Annotated in this window: 18 protein-coding genes; 4 read left to right on the forward strand and 14 right to left on the reverse strand. The window is 62.2% G+C overall.

Annotated features, from left to right (window positions below; translation table 11 throughout):
- Positions 1–90 precede the first annotated feature (90 nt).
- The 3 genes from J3P85_RS02715 (at position 91) to J3P85_RS02725 (ending at position 10,756) form a co-directional block, all read left to right on the forward strand.
- Positions 91–390 carry a chaperone modulator CbpM gene (locus J3P85_RS02715; protein ID WP_250965635.1) on the forward strand — a complete coding sequence of 100 codons (300 nt, stop codon included), beginning with the start codon at positions 91–93 and terminating at the stop codon, positions 388–390.
- A 111-nt stretch (positions 391–501) separates the two neighbouring features.
- On the forward strand, positions 502–5,553 hold the full coding sequence (locus J3P85_RS02720; protein ID WP_434704805.1) for an NEL-type E3 ubiquitin ligase domain-containing protein: 5,052 nt from the start codon (positions 502–504) through the stop codon (positions 5,551–5,553).
- Positions 5,554–5,809: 256 nt separating this feature from the next.
- On the forward strand, positions 5,810–10,756 hold the full coding sequence (locus J3P85_RS02725; RefSeq protein ID WP_434704806.1) for an NEL-type E3 ubiquitin ligase domain-containing protein: 4,947 nt from the start codon (positions 5,810–5,812) through the stop codon (positions 10,754–10,756).
- A gap of 46 nt (positions 10,757–10,802) precedes the next feature.
- On the opposite strand, the gene ureC is transcribed toward J3P85_RS02725, so the two are convergent.
- The 11 genes from ureC to urtA form a co-directional block, all read right to left on the reverse strand.
- Complete coding sequence (gene ureC, locus J3P85_RS02730) at positions 10,803–12,503, reverse strand: urease subunit alpha (protein WP_434704807.1); 1,701 nt, start codon at positions 12,501–12,503, stop codon at positions 10,803–10,805.
- 142 nt (positions 12,504–12,645) lie between these two features.
- Positions 12,646–12,954: an urease subunit beta gene (locus tag J3P85_RS02735; protein WP_434704808.1), complete on the reverse strand. Its 309-nt coding sequence runs from the start codon at positions 12,952–12,954 to the stop codon at positions 12,646–12,648.
- Positions 12,951–13,484: a GNAT family N-acetyltransferase gene (locus tag J3P85_RS02740; RefSeq protein ID WP_434704810.1), complete on the reverse strand. Its 534-nt coding sequence runs from the start codon at positions 13,482–13,484 to the stop codon at positions 12,951–12,953. The genes J3P85_RS02735 and J3P85_RS02740 overlap by 4 nt, the downstream gene beginning before the upstream one ends.
- A complete protein-coding gene (locus tag J3P85_RS02745) occupies positions 13,481–14,023 on the reverse strand; it encodes a GNAT family N-acetyltransferase (protein ID WP_434704811.1) in 543 nt (180 codons plus the stop codon). Before J3P85_RS02745 ends, J3P85_RS02740 begins: the two co-directional genes overlap by 4 nt.
- A 9-nt stretch (positions 14,024–14,032) precedes the next feature.
- The gene (ureA, locus tag J3P85_RS02750) at positions 14,033–14,335 is read right to left on the reverse strand and encodes an urease subunit gamma (RefSeq protein WP_003186301.1); all 303 of its coding nucleotides are present in this window, start codon (positions 14,333–14,335) and stop codon (positions 14,033–14,035) included.
- 166 nt (positions 14,336–14,501) lie between these two features.
- Complete coding sequence (locus J3P85_RS02755) at positions 14,502–15,344, reverse strand: urease accessory protein UreD (RefSeq protein ID WP_434704812.1); 843 nt, start codon at positions 15,342–15,344, stop codon at positions 14,502–14,504.
- Between the two features lie 30 nt (positions 15,345–15,374).
- Positions 15,375–16,073, reverse strand: a complete 699-nt coding sequence (gene urtE, locus J3P85_RS02760) for an urea ABC transporter ATP-binding subunit UrtE (RefSeq protein ID WP_063323142.1) — start codon at positions 16,071–16,073, stop codon at positions 15,375–15,377.
- Positions 16,074–16,208: 135 nt separating this feature from the next.
- Complete coding sequence (urtD, locus tag J3P85_RS02765) at positions 16,209–17,069, reverse strand: urea ABC transporter ATP-binding protein UrtD (protein WP_434706315.1); 861 nt, start codon at positions 17,067–17,069, stop codon at positions 16,209–16,211.
- Entirely contained in the window at positions 17,069–18,145 is a 1,077-nt protein-coding gene (gene urtC, locus J3P85_RS02770; protein ID WP_434704813.1) for an urea ABC transporter permease subunit UrtC, read from the reverse strand. The genes urtD and urtC overlap by 1 nt, the downstream gene beginning before the upstream one ends.
- Positions 18,145–19,647, reverse strand: a complete 1,503-nt coding sequence (gene urtB, locus J3P85_RS02775; protein WP_434704815.1) for an urea ABC transporter permease subunit UrtB — start codon at positions 19,645–19,647, stop codon at positions 18,145–18,147. Before urtB ends, urtC begins: the two co-directional genes overlap by 1 nt.
- 158 nt (positions 19,648–19,805) lie before the next feature.
- Positions 19,806–21,071 (reverse strand): urea ABC transporter substrate-binding protein, encoded by a 1,266-nt coding sequence (gene urtA / locus J3P85_RS02780; RefSeq protein WP_186730036.1) that lies wholly within the window; start codon positions 21,069–21,071, stop codon positions 19,806–19,808.
- Between the two features lie 273 nt (positions 21,072–21,344).
- Between urtA and J3P85_RS02785 the strand changes: the two genes are divergently transcribed.
- Positions 21,345–22,880 (forward strand): class I SAM-dependent methyltransferase, encoded by a 1,536-nt coding sequence (locus J3P85_RS02785; RefSeq protein WP_434704816.1) that lies wholly within the window; start codon positions 21,345–21,347, stop codon positions 22,878–22,880.
- On the opposite strand, the gene J3P85_RS02790 is transcribed toward J3P85_RS02785, so the two are convergent.
- From J3P85_RS02790 to J3P85_RS02800, 3 genes are read right to left on the reverse strand one after another with little or no spacing between them, the layout of a single operon-like run.
- The gene (locus J3P85_RS02790; protein ID WP_434704817.1) at positions 22,855–23,865 is read right to left on the reverse strand and encodes a FecCD family ABC transporter permease; all 1,011 of its coding nucleotides are present in this window, start codon (positions 23,863–23,865) and stop codon (positions 22,855–22,857) included. The two genes, J3P85_RS02785 and J3P85_RS02790, sit on opposite strands and share 26 nt — an antisense overlap.
- A complete protein-coding gene (locus tag J3P85_RS02795) occupies positions 23,862–24,809 on the reverse strand; it encodes an ABC transporter substrate-binding protein (protein ID WP_434704818.1) in 948 nt (315 codons plus the stop codon). The genes J3P85_RS02790 and J3P85_RS02795 overlap by 4 nt, the downstream gene beginning before the upstream one ends.
- Positions 24,806–25,594, reverse strand: coding sequence for an ABC transporter ATP-binding protein (locus tag J3P85_RS02800; RefSeq protein WP_434704819.1), 789 nt, complete (start codon positions 25,592–25,594; stop codon positions 24,806–24,808). The genes J3P85_RS02795 and J3P85_RS02800 overlap by 4 nt, the downstream gene beginning before the upstream one ends.
- Positions 25,595–25,774: the final 180 nt, after the last annotated feature.

Genomic DNA, 25,774 nt, shown 5'->3' on the forward strand with positions numbered 1-25,774 from the left:
GCCGAGCGGGAGCAAGCTCCCTCGCCACAAAACCGGGTTTTCCACAATCCTGGCTAGACTCGACAGTTGAAGCATTGGGAGAAGCAGACCATGAACGACCCGATCATTGAACTGAACCTGATGGAATTCTGTGAAGCCGCTGCGTTGGCGGATGTCCACGTGATTGAAATCGTCGAGCACGGCATCCTCGAGCCTCACGGCGCGGCACCCACGGATTGGCGTTTCACCGATTATGAACTGGTCCTGGCACGCCGGGCCGCCAAGCTGCGCCACGAATTGGAACTGGAATGGGACGGTGTCGCCCTGGCCCTGGATTTGTTGGAGGAGGTCCAGCAATTGCGGTCCGAGAATCGTCGGCTGCGTCAGCAGTTGGGCCGTTGGGTGGAGTAAGAACGGCAGGCGTGCTCGCCGGGTCTTGGAGAAAAAAACGATAGATAGTTACCGCACTGGCCGGTGATGCACTGGGTAGGCTCGGGTTTTCCACTCTCAAGGATGATCCGAATGCCAATGCCTATTCCCGTTATTGCCGACCCCGGCATGACGCCGCAGCCTGAAAGTCGCGGCGTCCACTTCGACCTGCTCAAGCAGCGAGTTCCCGATTGGTACATCGGGGCCGCCCTGCGGCGCCAGCAAGCGTTGAGCGACCACGACCTGGAACTCCCGGCCTGGTACGCGAAGGCTTCCCACGCAACCCGAACCCGTCTCAAGGAACAGCATTCGCGCTACCGCGACAGCTTGAACCTGATCGACAGCACCTTGGGCAGCATCGAGGACATCCGCGCCTTTGCCAAACCGCTGCTGACCCAGGCCATCCAGAAGGAATTCAAGCGAACAGTGGACGTGGAGGCGGTTTATTACGCGCGCCAGTACGGTCTCAAGACACGCAAGGACCTGGGCAGCACGCTGCTTCACCGTCTGACGGGAGAGGCTTGGGATACCTACGAGTATCGAGGCGCTTCGTTGTTGGAAACCGCGTTGGCGAACTTCGAACCCGACGAAGAGCTTAAGCTCGATTGCGACGGCTGCCATGTCATCACCACCACGTCACTGTCCGCCAGTGGTACGCCTAGGCCCACGCTGGACGCCGTCCGGGCGGGGGCGTTGCCAATCGCCCCGCACGCCTTTGCCAGGCTGTGCCGCAAACTGGACCTCGGACGGCGCTACCAGCAACACATTCGCGCCATTGCCCGACCCGCTGACGACGACGCTCGCAAGCGGCTCGACCAGCAAATGCGTGATCACCACAAGCAAGCGTTGGCGCTGAGTGCCGAAGTCGCCTGGGCCAAGGCGGACATCAGCCAGGACACGTACCGGATGTTGCGGCAAGTGATCGGCGATCACGACAGCGTCGTGCTCGACGGGCGGCCGGTGACATTCACTTCGCTGAAAATCTTCGACGTCGAACTGGTCGGCCCGCTGCTGATCGGCCCCGACCGGGAAAAGACCCGGCGCCTGGAGCGAATGGTGGCGTATCTCCCGGGCGATCCCGAGCACCCGCTCAAGGAATACGCGTCCAGTACCGAATTCATGATCGAACTGCGCCGACGCCTCCATGGCTTCGCCTATCGGCGGTTCTTCAGTCGCTTTATACCGCTGAGCCAGCAAGGGACTTTTTTCAAGCAGTTCGACCAGCTCTACCAACCTTCTCCCCAGGCCGATGCCCAGTCCGATTATCCGCTCAAGCCCTCGTTGAACAACTTGCGCATGGCCGCGTCGCCCATCACCGGTCCCCTGTGGGAAGCCTTGCGCCGCGAACAACTCCAGAAGATCGAGATGGACGCGCGAGCGGTGGCGGTGCCCACCGCCGATGAAGACAAGGTTGCCCGTCTGGCGCGCCTGGAGAGTTGGACGAACACGGTGATCGACGTGCTCAACCAACTGGCGTTCGTGGTGCCCGCATTGGGGCCGCTGATGCTGACGGTGGCGGCCGTGCAGATGTTCGAAGAAGCGTTCGAAGGGATCGAGGCGTTCGAGCAGGGGGAGACCAAGGAGATGTGGGCGCACTTTTCCAGCGTCGCGCTCAACACCGTGTTCATCGCCGCAGGCGCCAAGGTGTTGCCGAAGATCCACGCATCGGCCAGTGTGGATCAGTTGGAAGCGGTGGAACGGGCCAACGGGGAATCGCGACTGTGGAAGCCTGACCTCACGCCGTACCGCAGTCCTTTGCGACCGCTCGCTGGCGCCGTCCCGGACAGTCTGGGACTGTACGAAGTCAGTGGCCGCGAGGTCCTGCCGCTGGAGGAACACTACTACGAGGTGCAACAGGATCCGGTGACCCACCGCTATCGCATCCGCCATCCTTCCCGGCCGGATGCCTACCAGCCCAAGCTGACACACAATGGCAGCGGTGCCTGGAATCATGAACTCGAAAGACCGCAAGGCTGGCAAGGGGCAACGCTGATGCGCCGGCTCGGTCATCGGGTCAAGGATTTCAGCGACCGCGTATTGGAGCAGATCCGTATCGCCAGTGGCATCAGCGAGGGCGTGTTGCGACGCCTGCATGTAGAAGGCGAGCCGATGCCCGCGCTGCTGGCCGATACGGTCAAGCGTTTTGACTTGGCGCGACAAGTCGACACGTTTATCGGGCAACTGCAAAGCGAGGATTCCCAGCGACAGGACGAAGCCGATCCAGTGACCCAGCTGCACTTGCTCGCCGGTTATGGTCCCTGGCCAAGCGGCCTGAGATTGCAGGTGATGGATGGGGCGGGCAAGACACTCTGGCAGTATGTTCGACCATCGGAAGGCGCCGTTCCGGTTCGCGATGTGATCATTCCCGAGGAGAAAGTACGTACCCCTTCGGTGTTGAAAAACCTGATCGAGGCGGTGGACGCGACCGGGAAGGATTTGTTGGCCAGCACCCGTCCGGCGATAGCGAAAACGAACATGGACGCTCGGATTCGCCAGCTCAGGATCAACCTCGCCGAGGTGGCGCAGCGGGAAAAAGTCCAACTGCTCAACGATTACTACGCCAGGGGCCAAGAGCCAACCGACCCTCGGGTCGCGTTGATCAAGTCTCGCTTCCCGTCGGTGCCGACCGGCGCCATCGAGCAGATGATCGCCCATGCCAATCCTGGGGAGCTTCAGCAGATGGCCGCCTGGAATAACGCGGATCGCACCCAGACCAAGCCCATTCCGCTGCGCATCGCCGAGGAATTGCGCCATTGCCAGCGAGCGGTGCGTTTGAACCGGGCCTATGAAGGCTTGTACCAACCCGCGCTGGCGACGGCGGACACGCCCCGCCTGGTGCTGGCAACGCTCAAGACCTTGCCCGGCTGGAGCGACACGGTGCGTATCGAACTGCGTGACGATCACGCGACCGGCGCATTGGTCGACAGCATCGGGCCGCTTGAGGCGGTGCAGACCAAGATCGTGGTCAGGGACGGGGTTCGTTATCAGGCGCTTGATGACCACGGCAATGAGCTGAGCCACTGGGGCAGCCTCTTTGACGCGCTGCAACATGCCTTGCCGGATGCCGAGCGCGAGGCGATGGGACGCCCTTCGATTCACCAGGGTGCCCTGCTGGAAAAGGCGCTCGGTCAAACGCCGCTGGAACGCAACGCGCTGGCGCGAACCTTGGGTTTGCCCACCATCAAACCCTCGTTCCGCTCGCCGATGCGCCTGGCGTCGGGCGGATTCGTTTACCCCTTGAGCGGGCTGCGAGCCTTGTTGGGGCTGGGTCGCTCGGCGGAAAGCCGGGTGCTGGAGCTGTACCCGAACTATACGAACGAGCAAGTCCGGGTTTTGCTGGCCTCACTGGGCGACGGGGCCGTGGCGGAGCTCAAGCGGCGCAAGGTCGAGTTGGACATGCTGGATCGGGACCTCGACCGTTGGGCCAATACGGCCACCTGGATCTATTCCGGCGACCGCATGGAGCAGGTGCCGCCCGTGCGCAAGCGCGGGGTGGCCGAGCAGATCAAGCGTTGCTGGAGGCGCCAGACCCCTCTGGTCACGGCTGCGGATGGTCGCCCGGCAGGCTATCAGCTCGACCTGGGCCGCCTGACCGTCGGGCATCTGCCGGACCTGTCGGCGGATTTCAGCCACGTGGCTTCGCTGAAGATGGCTGGGATGGACCTGCCGCAACAGGCCTGCGAAAGCTTCCTCTCGGGTTTTTCCTCGCTTCGCTGGCTGGACATGTCTGACAACCGGTTGACGGAAGTCCCCGCTGCCGTGGGGCCCATGAATGGCTTGACCAAGCTGCTGCTGGCCAACAATACCCTCAGTCTGACCCCTCGTTGCATTGAGGCGTTGCAAGGTCTTACCCGACTGAAAGTCCTCAGCTTCGAAAACAATCCCTTGGGGCAACTTCCAGATTTCAGTCGCATGTCCGATCTGCGTGGCCTGGGTCTCAAGGGGACTGGAATCGACACTTGGCCAGCCGGCCTGCGTGGCTTGCCGCTGGAGTTCGTTGATCTGCGCGACAACCAGTTGACCGACGTTCCGGACGCGCTGGTCAACCCAACGGCGGCCGACGCCCTTGCCACGGCCCGCGTCAACGGTGTGACGTTTCTCCAAGGCAATCCGTTGAGCGCAGCGACCCAGCAGCGCCTGCATGATTATTGGGCGGACCTGTGGCGTGTACATCCCGATTGGATAACGTTGCGTCAACACGGGGCGTTTGGTCACGCGGCCACGGGGACGGCGGCCAATGTGCAGCAATGGCTGCAAAACCTGCCCGACGGGCAATTATCAGAAAAGCGTGCGTTGTGGCAAAACCTGGCGAGTGAGCCGCAGTCCGGCGAATTGTTTGAACTGTTGAACCGCCTGGCCACGTCCTATCAGGGCGAAGAAAACTACGCTGACCTCCAGTTGCGGGTCTGGCGAATGCTGGAAGCCGCCAGCGGCTCCACTGAGTTGCGCCGGGAACTGTTCGAGCTGGCGGGAGCCCCGGCGTGTGAAGATCGCGCGGCGTTGTCGTTCAGCTACCTGGAAATCAGATTGATGATCCACAACGCCAAGGCCGCAGCGAGCGGAGAGGAAGAGGCGGCAACGTTGATCAGGCTGGCCAAGGGTTTGTTTCGTCTCGACGAAGTGGAGCGCATCGCGCTGCAGGATGTCCAGAAACGACGTGACGCCATCACTGCCCGGTCGGACCTGACGCCCGCCCAGAGAGCCCGGCAACTGCGCGACATCGAAGAAGTCGAGGTGCGCCTGGCCTACCGCGTAGGGCTCAAGGAACGGCTGGCGCTACCGGGCCAGCCCGAGGGCGGGCGATTTATCCACATGGGTAACGTGACATCGCAGATGCTGGATGACGCGGCTAAGCAGGTCCTGGCGCTGGATGATTCGCCCCGCCTCCTGCAGTCGATCGTAGGGCGGGAGTTCTGGATCGACTTCTTGAAACAACAGCATCAACCAGCCTTCGAGGCCTTGGCTGACACGCTGGTTACCCAGCAGCTTGAGCTCGATGAGGCGAAAGCGGCCGGAACCTTGGAGGAGGCTGACTATGTGAGCCAGTCCGAGGCGCTGGGCTTGCAACAGCGGATCAAGGAAGCGGAACTGATCCAGTCGCTGACCGAACAAGAGCTGGACGCGCAGGAGAGCACTGACCTATAAGGCAGATCGTTGCGTCCGGGGCGGGTGACGAGACGACAAATGGGTTCGCCCGTCACGTCTTGTGAGGAAAGCGATAAATAGTTACCGCATCCATGGCGCAAGCAATGATTAGGCTCGGGTTTTCCAACCTCAAGGATGACCCGAGATGCCAGAGCCTACCGCTGCGAAAACCACCACGTCCCCACCTGCTTCAAAAAAGGGTGAGCACGACGATTTGCTCAGAAGTCGTATTTCCCCCTGCTTCATGAACGCCTCCGTGCAGCGCCAGCAAGCGCTGCGCGATCATGACCTGGAGCTTCCGGATTGGTACGTGAAAACGACCCACCAGACCAGGGCCAGTCTCAAGCGCAGTCATGAGCAGTACTGCCAGATTTTCAACCAGGTCGATTACGCGCTGGGCAAGGTCCAGGACGTACGTGCCTTTGCCGAACCCTTGCTCAGCCAGGCCATCCAGGCCACCTTCAAGCGTACGCTTAACGTCCGGGAGGTTTATTTTGCCCGCAAGTTCGCGGTCAAGACGCGTACCGACTTGGGCTTCAATCTGCTTCATCGCTTGACCGGTGAAGCCTACGACACTTACCAATACCGAGGTGGTTCGCTGCTGGACGTCGCGCTGGCGAATTTCGAGCCCGATGAAGAGCGCAAGCTCGACTGCGACGATTGCCACCTCATTACCACCACGCCGGTGTCGGCTGATGGCACCTTGAGCCACACCCTCGAGTCCGTGCGCGCCGGCACACTGCCCATTGCCCCCGAAGCCTTTATCAAGCTATGCCGCAAGCTCGACCTGGGGCGCAAGTACCGGGAACATCTTGTGACGGTCCTGGAACCGAACGACCGTCAGGCCCGCGAACGGTTGGATGAACAGCTGCGCGAGCATCACAAGCAACTCCTGACGATCAGCACCGAGATTGCCCAGGCCAAGGCGGATATTCGCCAGGACACCTACCGAATGTTGCAGCGGGTGGTGGGCGGGCAACCCTCGGCCGAGCTGGACGGTCGCCCGGTGACCTTCGCCACGTTGAAGGTCCTTGAGGTCGAACTTGTCGGCCCCTTGCTGATCGGTCCGGAACGCGAGAAAAGTAACCGGTTGGAACGGGTCGTGGCCTACATTCCGGACGATCCTGAGCATCCGGTGAAGGAATATGCCTCAAGCGACGCGTTCATGGTCGAACTGCGGCGCCGCCTGCATAACCTCGACTACCGTCGTTTTTTCAGTCGCTTTGTGCCGCTGCATGAGCAAGGGCATTTCTTCGAGCGTTTCAACCGTCTGTTCAAACCCTCTTCGCAAACCGATGCCAAAGGCGACTTCCCACTCAAGTCGAACCTGCCCAGGCTGCCGATGAGCGCGTCCGAGCTCAAGGGTTTCGTGTGGGAGACGCTACGGGTCAATCAGGTCCGCAAGATTTACCAGGACGCACGGGTCGCGGCAGTTCCTACGGGCGATGAAGACAAGAAGGCGCGTCAGGCGCGCCTGGAAAGTTGGGAAAGTACGGTCATTGATGTGCTCAACATGGCGGCATTCGTCGTTCCCGGGCTCGGCCAGGTAATGATGGCGGTGTGGGCGTTGCAGATGCTGTACGAGGCGTTCGAGGGCATCGAGACGTTCGAGCAAGGGGAAACCAAGGAAATGTGGGGGCATTTTTCCAGCCTGGCGCTCAACGCCGCGTTCATGGCAGCCGGCGCCAAGGTGCTCCCGCGCATCATGCCATCGGCGACCGTGGATCAATTGGAGCCCGTAACGTCCCCAGTTGGCGAAACCCGGCTCTGGCGCCCCGACCTGACGCCTTACCAGAGCGATCTGGAGCTGCCCGCGAATTCGCAGCCCGATGACCTGGGGCTGTACCGTGTCAGCGGTCGCGATGTCCTGCCGTTGAACGACAGCCGCTACGAAGTCCAGCAGGACCCGGCCACCCAACGCTTTCGCATCCGCCATCCGTCCCGGCCGGATGCCTATCAGCCCGAGCTGACGCACAACGGCAGCGGTGCCTGGAACCATGAACTGGAACAGCCGCGAAGCTGGGACGGTGCGACCCTGATGCGCAGGCTCGGTCATCGTGTCAGCCACTTCAGCGACACTGAGCTCGAGCACATTCGTACCGCCAGTGGCACCAGCGAGGACGCGCTGCGGCGCATGCATGCCGAGGGAGAACCGGCGCCTGTATTGCTGGACGACACGATCAAGCGCTTCGACATCGCCCGCAAAGTCGACGCTTTCCTGCTGCACATGCAAAGCGAATATCCGCAGGTCTATGAAAAGGCCGATTCGATGACCCAGCTGCACCTGCTCACAGGCTACGGCCCGTGGCCAAAAAACTTGAAGCTGAAGGTGATCGACAGCTTGGGCAAGTCCCTTTGGGAATACGCCCACCCATCGGATGGAGCATCTACGCTCCGTGAAGTCGTCGTCAGCGATACGGAAGTTTATTCATCTTCATTTCCCAGGAACCTGATCGAGGCCGTGGATGCGACGGGCAATGACTTGCTGGCTGGCACACGCCCGGCGCTTGCGAAAACAGACATGAACGCCCGAATCCAGCAATTTCGCAAGAATCTGCTTAAGGTGGCGGTGCGTGAGAAAAAACAACTGATCGATGACCACTACGCCAAAGGCGATGTGTCGCAAGATCCTCGGGTCCAGTTGATCAAATCCCGTTTTCCTTCGGTTCCGGCGGCGGCCATCGAGCAGATCATGGTCCACGCCAGTCCCGCCGAAACCCGGCAGATGGCCGGATGGGATTACACCGATGCCACCCAGACCAAACCCATCCCGCTGCGCATCGCCGAAGAGTTGCGTCACTTTCAGCGGGCGATCCGTTTGAACCGGGCCTACGAGGGCTTATATCAGGAGAGCCTGGCCACGGCGGATACCCCCCGCCTGGCGCTGGCGACCCTCAAGACATTGGCAGGCTGGAGCGATACGGTACGCATCGAGCTGAGGAAAGATTTCACCTCAGGGGACTTGATCGACAGCGTCGGGCCGGCGGACTCGACGCAGGTCAAAATCGTCGTCAAGCGTGACGATCTTTATCAAGCCCATGACGACAGCGGCAACGATTTGAGCAGTGAGGGCAGCCTCTACACAGCCTTGCAGCATGCGCTTCCGGATGCGGAGCGCCAGGCCATGGGCCGTCCTTCGACCCACCATGGCGCGCTGTTGAAGGACGCGATCGGTGCGGCGCCGGTGAGCCGAGCTTCATTGGCGAAGGTCTTGAAGATGCCGGCAGTCAAGCCGTCGCTCGTCTCGCCCATGCGCCTGGCCTCGGGCAGATACGGCTATCCACTGGGCGGGCCTTTGGAATGGCTGCGCCTGGGCAGGTCGCCTGAAAGACGGGTGCGAAATTTGTTCCCCGATTATTCGCGCCAGGAAGTCCAGGCCTTTGTGCGGGAATTGGGCGATGGAGCGGCTGCGGAAATCGGGCGCCTTGAAACCGAATACCGTACGTTGCGCGACGAGCTGGACCGTTGGGTGGCTTCCACAGAGACGGACGAAGCGGACAGCAACGCATCGGCGGCGCGACAAAGACTCAAGCGAATTACCGCCGATCGAATTCGTCAGTGTTGGAGACGCCAGTCCCGGGCTGTCAGTGTGGTGGACGGTCGGCGTGTCGGGTATGAGCTGGATCTGGGCTGGATGCATGTGCGGTCGTTGCCGCAGCTGTCGGCTGATTTCAATCACGTAACCTTCTTGAGACTCTACGGGGCGGGGTTGTCGCAACAAACCTGTAACGGTTTTCTCGCGCGTTTCCCTGCCCTTCGTTGGCTGGACATGGCCCATAACAACCTGACTGAACTGCCGGAGGCGTTGGGAGGAATGCCTCATCTGACCAACCTGACGATGGCATCGAACCAGATCGCCCTGACGCCACGTGGCGTTGAAATCCTCGGCGGTTTGTCCGCCATGGAATCCCTGACCCTCCACGACAATCCACTGGGTCGCTTGCCAGACTTCAGTACCCTGCCCGCCCTGACGGAGCTGTTGCTGAGGAACACCCGGATCGAAACCTGGCCCACGGGCCTGCTTGACCAGCCACTGGAGGAACTGGACTTGCGCAGCAACCTACTGACCGAGGTGCCGGCGCACGTGATCGATCCGCCCGCCGAGCGGGCCCGTGCCATGGCCCGGCTCAATGGCGTGACGTTTATCCAGGGCAATCCCATGAACGAGGCGACCGGGCAGCGCTTGCGTGAATATTGGGCGAATCTTCAGCAGGCCCATCCTGAATGGGCCGCCCCGCGCAGGGCAGGAACACTCCAACTGGCGGCCAACGCTGTGGTGAGCATGCGGCCAGACGTGCGGCCATGGCTGCGTGATCTGCCGCCCGAACAACGGGAAGCTAAAAAAGCCCTGTGGCGAAGCCTGGAGGCAGATCCGTTATCCGGGGAGTTTTTCCAACTGTTGAGTCGGTTGATCGGGTCCTATCAGGACGTGGCTGATTATTCGGACCTGCAGGCCCGCATCTGGCAGATGCTGGAGGCTGCCAGGGATTCCACTGAATTGCGTCGTGAACTGTTCGAACTGGCCGGCGAACCGGCCTGTGAAGACCGTGCTTCGTTGTCTTTCAGCAACCTGGAAATAAAGATGATGATCCACAACGCCAGGACCCTGTCGGTGGAAGGGGATGAGGCGACCAGGCTGATTCGCCTGGCCAAGGGATTGTTCCGGCTGGATGAAGTGGAGCGGATAGCCCTGCGGGACATCCAGGGGCGTCGTGATGCGATCAACGGCCGTGAAGGGCTCACAGCCGCGCAAAAGGCCGAGCTGATCAGGCTGATCGAAGAAGTCGAGGTCCGCTTGGCCTATCGTACGGGGCTGAGGGATCGGCTAGAGCTGCCGGGGCAACCGAAGGGTGGACAGTTTCTTGGACTGGCCCATGTTTCGAAAGCCATGCTCGACGCCGCAGGCGAGGCGGTCGAGGCCTTGGACGGTTCACCCCAGCAGCTTCAGTCAATCGTGGGACGAGATTTTTGGGCCGATTATTTGCGGCACCGACACGCGGCCGATTTCCAGGCCTTGGCCGATACCCTGATTAACGAACAGTTGGAACTGGATGAGGCTAAAGCGGCCGGAACCGTCGGAGAGTCTGACTATGTCAGCCAGTCCGAGGCGCTGGGCTTGCAGCATAGGGCCAAGGAAGCGGAACTGATCCAATTGTTGACCGAAGAGGAACTGGATTCGCAGGTAGAAAGCACTGATATGTAGGGCGAGCCTGCGGTGAGGGGCAAGGCCCCTCGCCAGGGGGCTCGACTCAAAACAGGAAATAGCGCTGCGCCATCGGCAACACATCAGCCGGTTCACACCACAACAGCACGCCGTCGGCCTTGACCTGGTAGGTTTGCGGGTCGACGTCGATGCTTGGCAGGTAGTCGTTGTGGATCAGGTCGGTTTTCTGCACCTCGCGGCAGCCTTTGACCACGGCGATTCTTTTCTTCAACCCAAGCTGCTCCGGCAATCCGGCCTCGGCGGCGGCCTGGCTGATGAAGGTCAGGCTGGTGGCGTGTCGTGAGCCGCCGTAGCTGGCGAACATCGGCCGGTAATGCACCGGTTGTGGCGTCGGGATCGAGGCGTTGGCGTCGCCCATCAGGCTGGCGGCAATCGCCCCGCCCTTGAGGATCAGCGTCGGTTTTACGCCGAAAAACGCCGGGCGCCACAGCACCAGGTCGGCCCACTTGCCCACTTCGATAGAGCCCACTTCATGGCTGATGCCGTGGGTGATCGCCGGGTTGATGGTGTACTTGGCGATGTAGCGCTTGATGCGGAAGTTGTCGTTGCCTTCGCCGTCGCCGGGGAGGGCGCCACGTTGCTTCTTCATCTTGTCGGCGGTCTGCCAGGTGCGCGTGATGACTTCGCCGACACGGCCCATGGCTTGGCTGTCGGAGCTGATCATCGAGAAGGCGCCGAGGTCGTGGAGGATGTCTTCGGCGGCGATGGTCTCGCGGCGGATGCGGCTTTCGGCGAAGGCCACGTCCTCGGCGATGCTCGGGTCCAGGTGATGGCAGACCATCAACATGTCCAGGTGCTCGTCGATGGTGTTGCGGGTGAACGGTCGGGTCGGGTTGGTGGAGCTGGGCAGCACGTTGGGGAAACCGCAGGCCTTGATGATGTCCGGCGCATGGCCGCCACCGGCGCCTTCGGTGTGGTAGGTGTGGATGGTGCGGCCCTTGAACGCGGCCAGGGTGGTCTCGACGAAACCGGACTCGTTGAGGGTGTCGGTGTGGATCGCCACCTGCACGTCGTACTGGTCGGCCACGCTGAGGCAGTTGTCGATGGCCGCCGGGGTGGTGCCCCAATCTTCGTGCAGCTTCAGGCCGATGGCGCCGGCCTTGACTTGCTCGATCAGCGGCTCTGGAAGACTGGCATTGCCCTTGCCGGTGAAGCCCATGTTCATCGGGAAGGCATCGGCGGCCTGGAGCATCCGCGCGAGGTGCCACGGCCCGGAGGTGCAGGTGGTGGCGTTGGTCCCGGTGGCCGGGCCCGTGCCGCCGCCGATCATGGTGGTGACGCCGCTCATCAGCGCTTCTTCGATCTGCTGCGGGCAGATGAAGTGGATGTGGGTGTCGATGCCGCCAGCGGTGAGGATCATGCCTTCACCGGCGATCACTTCGGTGCTGGCGCCGATGGCGATGGTCACGTCGGGCTGGATGTCCGGGTTGCCGGCCTTGCCAATCGCTGCGATGCGCCCGTCCTTGAGGCCGACATCGGCCTTGACGACGCCCCAGTGGTCAATGATCAGCGCGTTGGTGATCAGCGTGTCGACGACCTCGGCGGCCAACAATTGGCTCTGGCCCATGCCGTCGCGAATCACCTTGCCGCCGCCGAACTTCACTTCTTCGCCGTAGGTGGTGAAGTCCTTTTCCACTTCGATCCACAACTCGGTGTCGGCCAGGCGAACCTTGTCGCCGACGGTGGGGCCGAACATGTCGGCGTAGGCTTGTCTCGAAATCTTCATGTGCTCGCCTTGAGGTTCTTAAGTCGTGTGCAGTCCATTGTGGCGAGGGAGCTTGCTCCCGCTGGGTCGCGTAGCGGCCCTAGGTTTTTGGGGCTGCTGCGCAGCCCAGCGGGAGCAAGCTCCCTCGCCACAAAGGCGCGCTTCAGTCCAGGTCGCCCATGACCCGCCCGGCAAACCCGAACACCCGGCGATGCCCGGCCAGTTCGACAAGCTCCACCTCCCGGCTCTGGCCCGGTTCGAAGCGCACCGCGGTGCCGGCCGGGATGTTCAGGCGCATGCCTCGGCTGGCGGCGCGGTCGAAGGCCAGGGCGTCGTTGGTCTCGAAAAAGTGATAGTGCGAGCCGACCTGGATCGGCCGGTCGCCGCTGTTGGCGACGTTCAGCGTGAGCGTGCGGCGGCCGACGTTGAGTTCGATGTCGCCGGGCTGGATCTGGTATTGCCCTGGAATCATTGCGGTTGCCCCAAAATCTTGTAGTAGATGGCGGTCGGGGTGTAGGTCCCGTCCGGGCTCTGGCAGTAGTCGGGCAGTTCGCCGACGCGGGCGTAGCCCATGGCGCGGTAGAACGCCTCGGCCTCGGAACCGGCCTCGGTGTCGAGGTACAACAGGCCGCGCTTGTGCTGGCGGGCGCCGAGTTCCAGGGCGCTCATCAATTGCTGGCCCAGCCCCCGACGGCGCGCCTCGCCGCGCACCAACAGCTTTTGCACTTCGGCACGGTTGCGGCCGTTGGGCTTCTGGCACAGGGCTAGCTGGACGCTGGCCTGCACCTGTTCATCCTTGACCACCACCCACAGCAGCAGGTGACCTTGGTTGAGGCTGGTCTGGACCTCGTCGAAATAGGCCCGCGCCTGGACGGCGTCGAGATCGGCCATGAACCCCACGCTGGCGCCGTAGCCGACGGCGTCGAGCAACAGATCGATCAGGCCCTGGCGGTAATGGGCAAAGCTTTCAGCATGGACTCGACGCAACTGGGCGGCGTTCATCGGTAACACTCCTTGTCGATGGCGGGCGGTGGTGCCCCGGGGTTGAGGACCAACTGCATGAACGTCAGGTCCAGCCAACGGCCGAACTTGGTGCCCACCTGGGGCATCTGCCCGGTGGTGACGAAACCGATCCGCTCATGCAGGCGAATCGAGGCCGTGTTGCCGCTTTCGATGGCGGCCACCATGACGTGCTTGTCGCAGGCCCTGGCGCGTTCGATCAGCGCGCTCATCAGCAGCGGGCCAAGGCCATTGCCACGCTGGTCGCGGCAGACGTACACCGAATGCTCCACCGTACGGCGGAAACCGTCGAACGGCCGCCAGTCGCCGAAGGAAGCGTAGCCGAGCACGTTGTCCTCGGCGTCGACGGCCACCAACACCGGGTAACCCTGGGTTTGCCGGGCGCTGAACCAGGCCTGGCGATTGCCCAGGTCCACGGCTTGTTCGTTCCAGATCGCCGTGGTGTTGAGCACGGCGTCGTTGTAGATGTCGCGGATCGCCGGCAGGTCGGCGGGCTGGGCGTCACGAATCTGAAAAGTCATGCCGCGGCCTCAGGCGATGGGTTGGTGGACGGTGACCAGTTTGGTGCCGTCGGGAAACGTCGCCTCCACCTGGATTTCCGGAATCATCTCCGGGATGCCTTCCATCACTTGCTCGCGGCTCAGCAGCGTGGTGCCGTAATGCATCAGCTCGGCCACGGTCTGGCCGTCGCGGGCGCCTTCGAGCAGCGCGGCGGAGATATAGGCCATGGCCTCCGGGTAGTTGAGCTTCAAGCCTCGGGCCAACCGCCGTTCGGCGACGAGGCCGGCGGTGAAGATCAGCATCTTGTCTTTTTCGCGTGGGGTCAGGTCCATGTGCAGTCCATAAGGGCAGATAAAATTTTTGCGTTAAACACAGGTCCCCTTGTGGGGATCCTCTGTGGGAGCGAGCTTGCTCGCGATAGCAATCGAACATTCAACATAACCGTTGGCTGATACACCGCTATCGCGAGCAAGCTCGCTCCCACAGGTAAAAGCAAATTCAGGTACTCCAGATTCTCGGTGGCACGGCTTCTCGTCCGAGCAACGCGGGCCTGAGCAAGCGCCACAACTCAATCAACCACCCCCGCGCCAGCAACGCCTCGCTCGCCAGGCAACGGGCCACGAGCAAACCGGGCAGTTGGGTCAGGTCGCCGCGCACGGCATGGCCGAGGGATCGGCAGCGCTCAAGCAGTTCGCTGTCGATCTCGCCGGTCACCAGCAACGTGGCGAACACCGGATCACCGCCCAGGCCGATGGGCGAGTCCAGCAACCCATCGCCACCGGCGATGCGCTGGCGCTCATGCCACAGCAACTGGCCGTCGCGACGGATGTCCAGTCGCGATTGAAAGTGCCCAAGGTCGAACCGCTCGCCGCTGGCCGGACGGCCGAGGGCAACCATGTCCCAGTAGAACAACCGGGCATCGCCTTGCAGGTCGATGCCCGTGCTGAGCTCGGCCTGGGCCGCGCTGAAGACGATGGTTTCCTGGGGCAGCCATTCCAGGGTCGCGCCGGGGGCCACGCTCAGGGTCAGTTGCTGGTACGCCGGGCCGGCGGCGCGGTACCACTTGGCCGCGCCAGGGCTGGTCAACTGCGCCCAGGCGCCCGGGCCGACGTGGGCCGAGATGTCCAGTCGATCACCGCCGGCAATCCCGCCGGGCGGGTGGACGATGATGTGCTGGCACACCTCGGGGCCCTCGGCGTACAAGTGCTTTTGCACCCGCAGCGGGCCTTTGTGGCGGCGCTGTACCGGGCGCGTGCAATCGCCGAAGCGGGCATAGCCCAAGTCCAGCTCGGCATGCCAGCTGGGGGTGAACAGGGCTGATGGCGATACAGGTAGATTCATGATTTTCTGATTGTCGTCGGGACGCTAAGCCTAGATCGTTACCAGCCCGCGCACACCCTCGGCTTCCATATTTTCTCCGCGGCCCTGCTGCACGATCTCGCCCCGGGACATCACCAGGTACTGATCGGCCAGCTCGGCGGCGAAATCGTAGAACTGCTCCACCAGCAAAATCGCCATGTCGCCCCGGGCCGCCAGTTTCTTGATCACCGCTCCGATCTCCTTGATCACCGACGGCTGGATGCCTTCGGTGGGCTCGTCGAGGATCAGCAGGCGCGGCCGACTGGCCAGGGCCCGGCCGATGGCGAGCTGCTGTTGCTGGCCGCCGGACAGGTCACCGCCCCGGCGTTGTTTCATCTGCAGCAGCACTGGGAACAATTCATAGATAAAGGCCGGTACTTCCTTGGCTTCGGAACCCGGGAAGCGCGACAGGCCCATCAGCAGGTTTTCTTCCACCGTCAGCCGCCCGAAAATCTCCCGGCCCTGGGGCACGTAGGCAATGCCGGCGTGCACCCGTTGGTGCGGCTTGAACGTGGTGATGGCCTTGCCTTCCCAATTCACCGCGCCTTCCTTGGCGGGCAGCAGGCCCATCAGGCATTTGAGCAGGGTGGTCTTGCCCACGCCGTTGCGCCCCAGCAGGCACGTCACCTCGCCAACCTTCACGTCGAACGACAGGCCGCGCAGGATGTGGCTGCCGCCGTAGTATTGATGCAGCTTGTCGACTTGCAGCATGTCTTGAATTCCCCTCAAGTCCCTTGTGGGAGCGAGCTTGCTCGCGATAGCGGCGGGTCAGTTACATTGCATTCCAGCTGATCCACCGCTATCGCGAGCAAGCTCGCTCCCACATAAAAGCCAACTTCTATCGCCTCAGCGACCGAGATACACCTCGATCACCCGCTCATTGTCCTGCACCTGTTCCAGCGACCCTTCGGCCAGCACGCTGCCCTGGTGCAGTACGGTGACGTGGTCGGCGATCGCGCCGACGAAGCCCATGTCGTGCTCCACCACCATCAGCGAATGCTTGCCCGCCAGGGACTTGAACAGCTCGGCGGTGAACTCGGTTTCCGCGTCGGTCATGCCCGCCACCGGTTCGTCGAGCAGCAGTAATTGCGGGTCCTGCACCAACAGCATGCCGATCTCCAGGAACTGCTTCTGTCCGTGGGACAACAGCCCGGCGGCGCGGTTGACCGAGGGGGTGAGACGGATGGTCTCGAGCACTTCGCTGATGCGGTCGTGCTGTTCGCCGGTCAGTCTTGCCCGCAGGCTCGCCCACACCGATTTGTCGGTCTTGAGGGCCAGCTCCAGGTTCTCGAACACGCTCAGGGCTTCGAAGACCGTCGGTTTCTGGAACTTGCGCCCGATCCCGGCCTGGGCGATCTGTACTTCGCTCATGGTCGTCAGGTCGAGGGTCTCGCCGAACCAGGCCTTGCCGTGGCTGGGGCGGGTCTTGCCGGTGATGACATCCATCAGCGTGGTCTTGCCCGCACCGTTGGGGCCGATGATGCAGCGCAATTCACCGACGCCGATGTACAGGTTCAGATCGTTCAGCGCCTTGAAACCGTCGAAGCTGACGCTGATGTCTTCCAGGGTCAGGATGGTGCCGTGGCGGGTGTTCAGGCCTACGCCAGCGGCTTGGCCGAGGCCGATGGCGTCGCGGCTGCTGCCCTGGTCTTTGTTGGGCTCCAGAATGGGTTCGAGCATGAAATCCGCCGTTGGAGTGATGCGCATCATTCGCCCCTTTTCTTCAGCAAACCGATCACGCCTTTAGGCAGATACAGCGTAACGACGATGAACAGGGCCCCGAGGAAAAACAGCCAGTACTCAGGAAACGCCACGGTGAACCAGCTCTTCATGCCGTTCACCACCCCGGCGCCCAGCAACGGCCCGATCAGCGTGCCGCGCCCGCCGAGGGCGACCCACACCGCGGCCTCGATGGAGTTGGTCGGCGACATTTCGCTGGGGTTGATGATGCCCACCTGCGGCACATACAACGCCCCGGCCAAACCGCACAACACCGCGCTCAACACCCAGACGAACAGCTTGAACCCCCGGGGATCGTAGCCGCAGAACATCAGGCGGTTTTCCGCATCGCGCAGGGCGGTCAGCACCCGGCCGAACTTGCTGCGGGCCAGGCGCCAGCCGATGAACAGGCTCGTCACCAGCAGCAACACCGTGGCGAAAAACAACACCGCCCGGGTGCCTGGCTCGGTGATGCCAAAACCCAGGATCGAACGGAAGTTGGTGAAGCCGTTATTGCCGCCAAACCCGGTTTCGTTGCGGAAGAACAGCAGCATTCCGGCGAAGGTCAGGGCCTGGGTCATGATCGAGAAATACACGCCCTTGATCCGCGAGCGGAAGGCGAAGAAACCAAACACCAAGGCCAGCAAACCCGGCGCCAGCACCACCAGGCACATCGCCCAGAGGAAACTGTCGGTGCCGGCCCAGTACCAGGGCAACTCGGTCCACGACAGGAAGGTCATGAACGCCGGCAAGCCATCCCCGGCGGCCTGGCGCATCAGGTACATGCCCATGGCATAGCCGCCCAGGGCGAAGAACAAACCGTGGCCCAGGGAGAGCAAGCCGGCGTAGCCCCAGACCAGGTCCAGCGCCAGGGCGACGATGGCGTAGCAGAGAATCTTGCCCACCAGGGTCAGGGTGTAGGCCGAGACGTGCAGCGGATGGTCCGCCGCCAGCAGCGACAGCAGCGGCAGGCTCAGCAGCACGGCGAGGATCAGCGCGCCGACGGCGAGGGTGACTTTGGGGCCGGCCTTTTGCGTGGCCGTGAGCATCAGGGGCTGGTTCATCAGTCGATTACCCGTCCTTTGAGCGCGAAGAGGCCTTGCGGACGCTTCTGGATGAACAGAATGATCAGCGCGAGGATCAGGATCTTGCCGAGCACGGCGCCGATCTGCGGTTCGAGGATCTTGTTGGCGATGCCCAGGCCGAACGCGGCGAACACGCTACCGGCCAACTGGCCAACACCGCCGAGCACTACCACCAGGAACGAGTCGATGATGTAGCTCTGGCCCAGGTCCGGGCCGACGTTGCCGATCTGGCTCAGGGCCACGCCACCCAGCCCGGCAATGCCCGAGCCGAGGCCGAAGGCGAGCATGTCCACGCGACCGGTGGGCACGCCGCAGCAAGCGGCCATGTTGCGGTTCTGGGTCACCGCGCGGACGTTCAGGCCCAGGCGCGTCTTGTTCAGCAGCAGCCAAGTCAGCACCACCACGAACAGCGCGAAGGCGATGATCACGATGCGGTTGTACGGCAGCACCAGGTTCGGCAACACCTGGATCCCGCCCGACAGCCACGCCGGGTTGGCGACTTCGACGTTCTGCGCACCGAACACCAGGCGCACCAGTTGTATCAGCATCAGGCTGATGCCCCAGGTGGCGAGCAGGGTTTCCAGCGGCCGTCCATAGAGATGGCGGATCACCGTGCGCTCCAGGGCCATGCCGATGGCGGCGGTGATAAAAAATGCCACCGGCAGGGCGATCAGCGGATAGAACTCGATGGCGTTCGGGGCGAAGCGCTGGAACAGCATTTGCACCACGTACGTAGAGTAGGCGCCCAACATGAGCATCTCGCCGTGGGCCATGTTGATCACCCCCAGCAAGCCGAAGGTGATCGCCAGGCCGAGGGCTGCGAGCAGCAAAATCGAGCCCAGGGACATGCCGCTGAACGCCTGGCCCAGCAACTCGCCCACCAGGAGCTTGCGCTTGACCTGGCTGAGGCTGGTCTCAGCGGCGGTGCGCACGGCGGCATCGGTTTCGACGCCGGGTTCGAGCAGTCCTTCCAGGCGGGTGCGGGCCAACGGGTCGCCGGTTTCCCCCAGCAGGCGGACGGCGGCCAGGCGCACGTTGGGGTGGGTGTCCACCAATTGCAGGTTCGCCAGGGCCAGGCTCAGGGCGGCGTGTACGTCTTCGTCCTGCTCGCCGGCCAGTTGCCGATCGAGAAACGCCAGCTGCGCCGGGCGGGCGCTTTTTTGCAGTTGCTGCGCGGCGGCCAGGCGTACGCGGGCATCCACAGCGAGCAGTTGATGACTGGCCAGGGCGGTTTCGATCAGCCCGCGCAAGCGGTTGTTCAGGCGCAGGGTCTTGGGTTGGCCGTCGACGGTCAACTGGCCTTGTTGCAGGGCGTTGATCAGTTCGACGCGCTCAGGCTCCGGCTGCGCGGCCCAGGTTTCCAAAAGCTTGGCCTGCTGGGTCGGGTTGGCGGCGACGAAGTCTTCGGCGTCGCCGGCGTATGAGGCCATCGGCAGTAACAGTGCGATGGCGAGGATCAAGCGGTGGAGGGCAGTGGGCATATGCTAGGCCTTGCGCAATGCTTTTTGTGGGAGCGAGCTTGCTCGCGATGGCGGTGTGTCAGTCACTGTTCTTCTGGCTGATCCACCGCCATCGCGAGCAAGCTCGCTCCCACAGGGGTTGTGTGTCGGCCCGGGGATCCGGGCCGACACCCATGGGCTCAGTTGCTCTTCACCGCATAGTCCGGCTTCTTGTCGTTGCCAGCGATGAAAGGGCTCCACGGTTGCGCGCGGATCGGCCCTTCGGTCTGCCAGACCACGTTGAACTGACCGTCGGCCTGGATCTCGCCGATCATCACCGGCTTGTGCAAGTGGTGGTTGGTCTTGTCCATGGTCAGGGTGTAGCCCGACGGTGCGGCGAAGGTCTGGCCGGCCAGGGCTTCGCGGACCTTGTCGACATCGGTGGACTTGGCTTTTTCCACCGCTTGCGCCCACATGTGGATGCCGACGTAGGTGGCCTCCATCGGGTCGTTGGTCACCGCTTTGTCGGCGCCCGGCAGGTTCTTGGCCTTGGCGTAGGCTTTCCAGGAATCGACGAATTTCTTGTTCGCCGGGTTATCCACGGACTCGAAGTAATTCCATGCCGCCAGGTTGCCCACCAGTGGCTTGGTATCGATGCCACGCAGTTCCTCTTCGCCCACCGAGAACGCTACGACCGGCACGTCGGTAGCCTTCAGGCCCTGGTTCGCCAGTTCTTTGTAGAACGGCACGTTGGAGTCGCCGTTCACGGTGGAGATGACCGCAGTCTTGCCACCGGCCGAGAACTTCTTGATGTTGGCCACGATGGTCTGGTAATCGCTGTGGCCGAACGGGGTATAGACTTCTTCGATGTCCTTGTCCGCCACGCCTTTGGCGTGCAGGAACGAACGCAGGATCTTGTTGGTGGTGCGCGGGTAGACGTAGTCGGTGCCCAGCAGGAAATAACGCTTGGCGCTGCCGCCTTCTTCGCTCATCAGGTATTCCACCGCCGGAATCGCCTGCTGGTTTGGCGCCGCGCCGGTGTAGAACACGTTGGGCGACATCTCTTCGCCTTCGTATTGCACCGGGTAGAACAGCAGGCCATTGAGTTCTTCGAACACCGGCAACACGGATTTACGCGACACCGAGGTCCAGCAGCCGAACACCACGGCGACCTTGTCCTGGGTCAGCAACTGCCGGCCCTTTTCGGCGAACAGCGGCCAGTTCGACGCCGGGTCCACGACCACCGCTTCGAGCTTCTTGCCGTTCACACCACCCTTGGCGTTGATCTCGTCGATGGTCATCAACGCCATGTCCTTGAGGGACGTCTCGGAGATCGCCATGGTGCCGGACAGCGAATGCAGGATGCCGACCTTGATGGTTTCGGCGGCCTGGACGGTCCAGGCCATGCCCATCGCGGCAATACTTGCCGAGAGTGTAAAAGCCTTGATCAAGCTACGACGCTTCATTGTGCGATCTCCATGGACTTATGAGTTTTTTTGGGCGGCAGATGCAAACGCTGAAGGCGCTTTTGCAAGGGGTGTGCCCGGTCGGGCAAAGGCTTTGAAATGGGGGCTGGCGGGGGGAGAAGAAAAAGGTCATGCACCATCAACGACCACATCGCGGGCGCTGGTGCAATACGGCGCCCTGCGTTGGGGCGTGGATGTGGGCCAATTCAAGGTGAGATTTTCGACCGCCCGACTATGCTGACACTTCTGCCATTCTGAACAGGGGAAATCCGTTTGATTGATTCTGGCGCTGCGAGCAGTTTTCTTCTCGACGAGACGGCGGTTTTTGACGTATTGCCTGGCGTTAAACCGGCCGAGCACCCGAAATGGATGCATGTGACGCATTTGAGAGAAGGCAGGTATTCGCTGATTCTCACCGCTGGAGAGCACCTTCGAAGCAGTGAGCTGCAGGTGTTTGCTGATTCAACCTTGCACGTTCGTTTTTCGGCGGCTCTCCCCAGCATCAGTTCGGATGGGCTCACCTGCTCAGTTGTTTTTTTCGATGATCAAGCTCAAGCCGAATTTCAACTTGGAACGTTTCATGTTGGCGGAGGCTATACCTCGTCGGAATGGCGAACGGTGGATTTGGATCTGGCTTGGTTGGCGGGCAAGCGTGGCCGTCTCTTGGTAGCGTGTGGGCCTGGGGCGAAGAACGATCCGACGGCAGATTGGCTGGCGATAGCTGACCTGTGCGTAGCCAGAGAGGGCGAGATGAAAGCGCTTCTGGCGAAAACCCATCAACCCATGCGCATGAAAAACGAGATCGCACACTTCAGTAGCGTCTACCGGAATGAGTTCTATGCAAGCGTCCAGGAGCGACAAAGTGAAGCTGCGATGGGCGTTGCGCGCACCGTTCGCCAACTCAATGGGCCGGCTCATACGAAAGGGCCTGGTGCGCCGGCTGACATGGTCATTTTGGAGCCGTTTGAAGGAGAGGCCGCCTACTCTTATGCGACGCGTCTGCTGAGGGCGAACGTCCCGCAAATGCCGCCTGATTTTCAAGCGAGGCTACGCCGGAAAGTCACGGACCACGGGGCGATAAAGGTCTTGTCAATCTGCAGTGGCGCCGCGCGGATAGAGGCCGGTTTGTCAGCGGCTGTTCCCGAAGGCGTGGAATGGTCGTTGCTGGATATCAATGAAGATCTGCTTCAAATCGCGGCAAAGCAATTTCCGCCAGGGATCCACCTCGATTTGATCGTGGCGGATGCGAATAACCTGGTACCTACCGGTGAACAGTGGGATGTCATTATCTGTGTTTCGGCATTGCATCATTTGGTAGAACTGGAAAAGGTCATGCGCTTTATCTCCCGTAGTTTGAAAAATGATGGGGAGTTCTGGAGTGTGGGGGAGGCCGTGGGACGTAATGGCAATCGCTTGTGGCCCGACGCGATAATTGCCGCTGACGCCGCATTCTCTTCCTTGCCGGCGCGCTACCGACTAAATGCCGACACTCAGGTTGTCGATGCTGTCATTCCGGACAAGGACCATTCGATTGGGTGTTTCGAGGGGATTCGAAGCGAGGAAATTACCGCGCTCCTTGAACGTTGGCTGAAGCCGGTAGACGTTTACCGCACCAACTGCTTCCTCTGGCGGATGGTGAATCTTGCCTACAGCGGGAATTTCAATCTTGAACAAGCTGAAGACCGGGCCTTAGTGATTGAACTGGTGCGAGCGGAGCTCGAGCATTTTCGAAATGGAGGCCTTGGGACCGAACTCTTCGGCGTCTACAAAAAGAAGCATCTTTTCAGCGACGGCGCATCAGACCGATAAAGAACAGTCCGCCGATAGCGGCTGTGGCGACCCCAATCGGCAAGTCCTCGGGGGCGATCAACGTGCGGGCCGCCACGTCCACCCACACCAGGAACAGGCTGCCGAGCAGCACGCAAGCCGGCAGCAGCCGCCGATGCTCGGCGCCTACCAGGCGCCGGGCAATGTGCGGCACCATCAGCCCGACAAAACCAATCGAGCCGCTGATGGACACCAGTACGCCGGTCATCAGTGACGCGATCAAAAAGATCCACAACCGCACCTTCGCCGCGTTCAGGCCGAGGGTCACGGCGGTCTGTTCGCCGGCCATCAGCGCGTTCAACGGCCGGGCCATGCCCAGCAGCAACACCAGTCCCAGCAGCACACTGGCGGCCGGCACGGCCAGCAGTTCCCAGCGGGCCAGGCCCAGGCCGCCGAGCATCCAGAACATCACCGCCGAACTGGCACGATGATCACCGAGGAACAACAACAGGTTGGCCGCCGCCATCATCACGAAGGACACTGCCACACCACACAGCAACAGGCGATCACTCTCCAGCCGGCCTTGGCGGGCAGCGATGGCCAACACCAGCAACATGCTCAGCAGCGCGCCGATGAAGGCCGCGAGAGGCAAGGTCAGCAAACCGATGATTTCACCGACATGCAACACCACGATCACCGCCCCGAGGGTCGCGCCGGACGTGACGCCCAGTAGATGCGGATCGGCCAGCGGGTTGCGCGTCACCGCTTGCAGCACCGCGCCGATCAGCGCCAGCCCGGCACCGACCAGGGCTCCGAGCAGCAGGCGCGGGACGCGGATCAGCCAGACGATATGTTCCTGGCCGGGCGTCCAGTAGACCTCGCCCACACCGAAGGCCTTGTGCAGCAGCAGATCCCAGACCACAGCCACCGGCACCCGCGCCGGCCCAAAGCCCAGGGACGCCACGCACGACACCAGCAGCAGCGCGCCAAGGACCATCAGCAGGGTGCCGTAGCGACGATTATTCATTGGTCGTGGAAACCCCGTGCCAGGGTTTGCACCGCCAGCACGTTATCGATGCCCGGCGTGGCCTGCACGTAAGGGATCACAATGAAGCGCCGCTGCTTGATCGCATCCACCGATTGCAGGGCCGGGTTATCCAGGAGGAATTGTTGCTTCTGCTCGGCGCTGACTTCGCCGTAGTCGACGATCACGATCACCTGCGGGTTGCGCTCCACCACGTTCTCCCAGTTCACCCGGGTCCAACTGGTTTCCACGTCCTCGAGAATGTTGCGTCCGCCGGCTGCGTCAATCAACGCCTGGGGCATGCCGAGACGGCCGGAGGTCATGGCACGGTCTTCGCCGCTGTCATACAGGAACACGCGCGGTTGTCGGGTCGGCAGGTGCTTGCGCGTTTCGGCCACCTGGGCCTGCATCGTCGCGATCAACGCATTGGCGCGATCCTGCACATCGAAGATCTTGCCGAGGTTGCGCAGGTCGTTGTAGGTATCTTCCAGGGAGGCCGCCGGTCGCTTCATCACGAAGGCGCAGGATTCGGTCAGCTCGTAGACGTTGATGCCCAGCGGTTGCAAGGTCTGCGGCGTCAGGTCGCCGCCCACGCGCATGCCGTAGTCCCAGCCCGCGAAGAAAAAGTCGACGTTGGCATCGAGCAGGGTTTCCACCGAGGGATATTTGGCGGCCAGTTCCGGCAGGCCGTCGAGGATCTTCGCCATCTCGGGCGTCACCGATTTCCAGCCGCTGATACCGCTGTAGCCGACCATACGCGGCTTGAGCCCCAGGGCGAGCATCATCTGCGTCATGTTGATGTCATGGCTGACCGCGTGGCGAGGTGCCTCGTTGAACACCACCTGGCGGTTGCAGCTCTGGACCGTCAACGGGTAGCGGGTGGCTTCGGCCAGGGCATTCGTGCTGCCCAGCAGGAGGGGCAGCAACAGCAGGAAACGCAAGGTCATGGTTGGGTTATCCAAGTGATTCGTGGGTAGCCGGACAGCGGATGTTCGTCCACCAGGGCTTTAACGCCGAACACCTCGCACAACAGCTCGGCCGTGAGGACGTCCTTGGGCGTGCCGCTGGCGACGATGCGCCCGTGTTCGATGACGTACAGGCGATCACAAAAGGCGGCGGCCAGGTTCAAATCGTGTAGGCTGGCAAGGGTGCCGATGCCCAGGCCCTTGATCAGTTGCAGCAGTTGCAATTGATAGCGCGGGTCGAGGTGGTTGGTCGGCTCGTCGAGGATCAGCAACTGCGGCTGCTGGGCCAAGGCACGGGCGAGGATCACCCGCTGTTTTTCCCCTCCCGACAGCGTGGCGAAAGCATGATCGCCAAAGCCTTCGAGCCCTGCCGATGCCAATGCCTGGAGCACCCGCCGGCGGTCTTCGTGATTGTCGCTGTCGAACAGCCCTTTGTGGGGCGTGCGACCCATGGCGACGACTTCCTCCACCGTCAGGCCGAAGGCGTCGGGAAATTCTTGCAGCACCACCGCGATGCGTTGGGCGCACCAGCGCGAGGACTGTTTCCAGAGGTTGTGATGTTCGAGCCTGACCTCGCCATGTTCTGGCCGGTTGAAGCGATAGGCGCAGCGCAACAGGCTGGTCTTGCCGCTGCCGTTGGGCCCGATCAACCCGACAAACTCCCCGGCCGCCACCTGCAGGGTGGCATCACGCAGCTGGAACTGGTGATGGCAGTGGCCATGGCCCAGGGGTGTCCAGGCGAGGTGGGAGAGGGTTAGGGAGGTCATGCGGTTACTCAAGTGATTGGGTCGGGACCCCAGTCCATTGTGGGAGCGAGCTTGCTCGCGATAGCGGTGTGTCAGTCGATAGAGATGTGACTGACCGACTGCAATCGCGAGCAAGCTCGCTCCCACAAGGGATGGTGTTCACCGTTTGGAAAGCGGGCACGATTGTAGAGGTTTCGCGCC

The organism is Pseudomonas sp. Z1-12 (assembly GCF_051132015.1).
Lineage (GTDB): Bacteria > Pseudomonadota > Gammaproteobacteria > Pseudomonadales > Pseudomonadaceae > Aquipseudomonas > Aquipseudomonas zanjanensis.